Origin of the sequence: Sphingopyxis sp., from assembly GCF_016463645.1 — a bacterium.
Lineage (GTDB): Bacteria > Pseudomonadota > Alphaproteobacteria > Sphingomonadales > Sphingomonadaceae > Sphingopyxis.
Genome location: NZ_JAEMQX010000212.1, coordinates 1 through 3,636, shown reverse-complemented (window position 1 = coordinate 3,636; position 3,636 = coordinate 1). Strand labels below are relative to the sequence as shown.

Sequence of the window (3,636 nt, the reverse complement as noted above, 5' to 3'; positions counted from 1 at the left end):
TTCAGGAAAGCGGGGCGACATGGCGCGGATCGTGATGAAATTCGGGGGCACGTCGATGGCGGGCACCGAGCGGATTCGCACCGTGGCGAAACTCGTCGCGCGCGAAGTCGGACAGGGCAACGAGGTCGCGGTCGTCGTCTCCGCGATGGCGGGCGAGACCGACCGGCTCGTCAATTTCTGCCGCGAGGCGAACCCGCGCTACGACCCCGCCGAATATGACGTCGTCGTCGCGGCGGGCGAACAGGTGACGTCGGGCCTCCTGGCGCTCACCCTGCAGGCGATGGGCGTTCCCGCGCGAAGCTGGCTCGGCTGGCAGCTCCCGATCCGCACCGAGGAGGCGCACGCCCGCGCACGCATCATCGACATCGACACCGGCGCGCTGACCGCCGCGATGGCCAAGGGCGAAGTCGCCGTCATCCCCGGCTTTCAGGGCATGATGGACGACGGCCGCGTCGCGACGCTCGGCCGCGGCGGGTCGGATACCAGCGCCGTTGCCGTGGCGGCGGCGGTCAAGGCCGATCGCTGCGACATCTACACCGACGTCGACGGTGTCTACACGACCGACCCCCGCATCGTCGCGCGCGCGCGCAAGCTCGACTATGTCACCTATGAGGAAATGCTCGAACTCGCGAGCGTCGGCGCCAAGGTGCTCCAGACCCGCTCGGTCGGGCTCGCGATGAAGATGGGCGTGCGCGTGCAGGTGCTCTCCAGCTTCGTCGAGGGCGACGAGGCTCCCGCAAAAGGCACGATGATCGTCAGCGACGAGGAAATAGAGGAACATCAGATGGAACGGCAGCTGATCACCGGCATCGCCCACGACAAGAATGAAGCGAAGATCATCGTCACGCGCGTGCCCGACAAGCCGGGCGCGGTCGCGAACATCTTCGGTCCGCTCGCCGCGGCCGGGATCAACGTCGACATGATCATCCAGAATGTCGGCCGCGAAAAGGGCGAGACCGACGTGACCTTCACCGTTCCTGCCACCGACCTCCTCCGCTCGATCGACCTGCTCGAAAGCGCGAAGGACAGGATCGGTTTCAACCGCATCATCAGCGACGACAAGGTCGCGAAGATCAGCGTCGTCGGCGTCGGCATGAAGAGCCACGCGGGGGTCGCGAGCACGATGTTCCGCGCGCTGGCCGACCGCGGCATCAACATCCAGGCGATCTCGACCAGCGAGATCAAGGTCAGTGTGCTGATCGACGAGGACGAGACCGAACTCGCGGTGCGCGTCCTCCACACCGCCTACGGGCTCGACGCCGAATAGGCTATTCGGCGGCGAGCGGTTGCAGTTCGCCGCCCGCGCGGCGGCGCAGCCGTGCCTGCGTGACGACATGCACGACCGCGATGTGGATCGCGAACAGGCCGAATTTCGACGCCAGCGGGAAAATCCCGATGAACAGCGGCCACCAGGCCGTGAAGAAGAGCGCGATGACGAGGTTGAGCGCGGCGCTCGTAAACATCAGCGCCGCCCAGATCATCCCGAAACGGTCCATGACGTCGCCGACGATCGCGAGTTGCTCGGGCGGGATATAGCGGCTCAGCCAGCCCTTGCGCAGCATCACGCCGCCGACGATCAGATAGACGATCGTCGGCTTCGCCATCACGAAGCGCGGATCGCCCGTGAACAGCGTCGCCGCCGCGGTGAAGAGCACCGAAGCGAGGCTGATCCATTGCAGCGCCGCGACCTTCTTGCCGCGCGCGAGCTCATGGCCGACGACGCCCAGCGCGACGACGGTGCCCGCGATCGTTGCGGGAACGATCCCCGCGCCGGCGACGAGCAGCGCCGCGAAGACGAGCACGCCGAGCGAATCGAACAGCATCGGTCCGATGGCATAGAGCAAGGTTTTCATCCGCCTGTCCTTTCCGACTCAATGTTATCGACGTAAACATTGATCGCGGATGCGGTCGAGGTCAAGAGAAAATTTACACTGTTAACATTGAATGCGGCGAAGCGCGCCTGCGCGGCGCTCAACTGCGCAGCCGCACTTTCGCCGTCACCGACAGCCCGGGGCGCAACGCCGCGAGCGCGGCCTGCCCCGGATCGAGCCGGATGCGCACGCCGACGCGCTGGACGATCTTGGTGAAATTGCCCGATCCCGGCTCGAAGGGCAGCAGCGTGAATTCGCTCCCCGACCCGGGCGCGAGGCTTTCGACCGTGCCGTGCAGCGTCTCACCCAGCGCATCGACATAGACATCGGCTTCCTGCCCCGGGCGCATTTCGCGCGTCTGCGTTTCCTTGAAATTGGCGACGACATAGATCGACTTCACCGGCACCACCGACAGCAGCCGCGACCCCGGCTGGACATAGTCGCCGACCTGGATGCGTCGGTTGCCCACGACCCCGTCGATCGGCGCCACCACCAGCGTATGCCCGCGGTCGAGCTTCGCGAGCGCGAGTGCAGCGCGCGCCTTCGCCGCCTCGGCTTCGGCCGCCCTGACCTGCGCCGCGAGGATCGGTCCCCTGGCGCGCGTCACCGCCGCCGCCTCGACGCTCGCCCCAAGGTCGGCGCGCGAGCGCTGCGCCGCCGACGCCGCGCCGACTGCGGTCGCCGACACCTGCTCGGCATCGCGTTTGGTCACGAAACCATCGACGAGCAGCGCATCGTAGCGCCGCCGGTCCTCGGCCGCGCGCGCATATTCGGCATCGGCGGCGGCGATCTGCGTGTTCACCGAACGGATCTGCGCCGCCGCGAGTTTCTGCTCGGCGCCAAGCGAAGCGAGCGTCGCGCGCGCGGTGGCGACCTGCGCATCGGCATCGGCCACAGCGGCCTCCGCCGCCATCAGCCGCGAGTCATAGTCGCGCACATCGATGCGGACGAGCGGATCGCCCGCCTTCACCGCCTGATTGTCCTTCACCAGCACCGCGGTGACGAGCCCGCCGACGCGCGGCGCGACTTCGCTCGCATCGGCCTGCAGATAGGCATTGTCGGTCGACTCCGCGCTCCGCGGCGACACGATCCACCATATGCCGAGCAAAGCCACGGTGAGCGCCACCAGTCCGATCTTCCACGCCTTTTTCGGCAGCGCCAGATCGCGGCGCACCGGCGCTTCGGCCTCGATCGCCACGGGCGCGTTCATTGCTGGATCACCAGCAGCGTCGAAGTCGCGGTCGCATAGAGCACCCCCGCCGCATCGGTCAGCTTCGCCTCGACATAGGCGACGCGGCGGCCCATCGAGATCACCCGCCCCTCGGCGCGGACCTTGCCGGTCTTTTCCGTCATCGCCTTGAGGTATGACGTCTTGAGTTCGAGCGTCGTCATCGCCTGATCATCGGCGAGCCGCGTCACCACCGCGATGCCGCAGGCCGAATCGAGCAACGTCGCGGCATAGCCGCCATGGACCGTGCCCATCGGGTTGTAATGCTCGGGGCCCGGCACACCCTCGAAGATCGCGACGCCGTCGCCGCATTCGACGAGCTGGAAGCCCAGCGTCTCGCCGATCGGCGGGCGCCCGCCCGAAGCGATCAGCCCCTGCACCTTCGCCAGCGTCATTGCGCCGTCTCCAGCCCGTAGCGACGGACGATGCTGGCGTGCGTATCGGCGAGCAGCGCGTCGGACAGCGCCGGATCGCCGACCGCGCGCGCGAGCGCCACGCCGCCGACGAGCTGCGCGAGCAGCGCATGGGCCTCGGCAT

Annotated in this window: 4 protein-coding genes; 1 reads left to right on the top strand and 3 read right to left on the bottom strand. The window is 67.7% G+C overall.

Annotated elements, in window-relative coordinates; all coding sequences use genetic code 11:
- Positions 1-19 precede the first annotated feature (19 nt).
- Complete coding sequence (locus JHC57_RS21615) at positions 20-1,267, top strand: aspartate kinase (RefSeq protein WP_294032641.1); 1,248 nt, start codon at positions 20-22, stop codon at positions 1,265-1,267.
- A 1-nt stretch (position 1,268) separates the two neighbouring features.
- On the opposite strand, the gene JHC57_RS21610 is transcribed toward JHC57_RS21615, so the two are convergent.
- The 3 genes from JHC57_RS21610 to JHC57_RS21600 form a co-directional block, all read right to left on the bottom strand.
- Positions 1,269-1,853 carry a septation protein IspZ gene (locus JHC57_RS21610; protein WP_294032640.1) on the bottom strand — a complete coding sequence of 195 codons (585 nt, stop codon included), beginning with the start codon at positions 1,851-1,853 and terminating at the stop codon, positions 1,269-1,271.
- A gap of 118 nt (positions 1,854-1,971) precedes the next feature.
- Complete coding sequence (locus JHC57_RS21605) at positions 1,972-3,081, bottom strand: HlyD family secretion protein (RefSeq protein ID WP_294032639.1); 1,110 nt, start codon at positions 3,079-3,081, stop codon at positions 1,972-1,974.
- Entirely contained in the window at positions 3,078-3,494 is a 417-nt protein-coding gene (locus JHC57_RS21600) for a PaaI family thioesterase (RefSeq protein ID WP_294032638.1), read from the bottom strand. Before JHC57_RS21600 ends, JHC57_RS21605 begins: the two co-directional genes overlap by 4 nt.
- Positions 3,495-3,636: the final 142 nt, after the last annotated feature.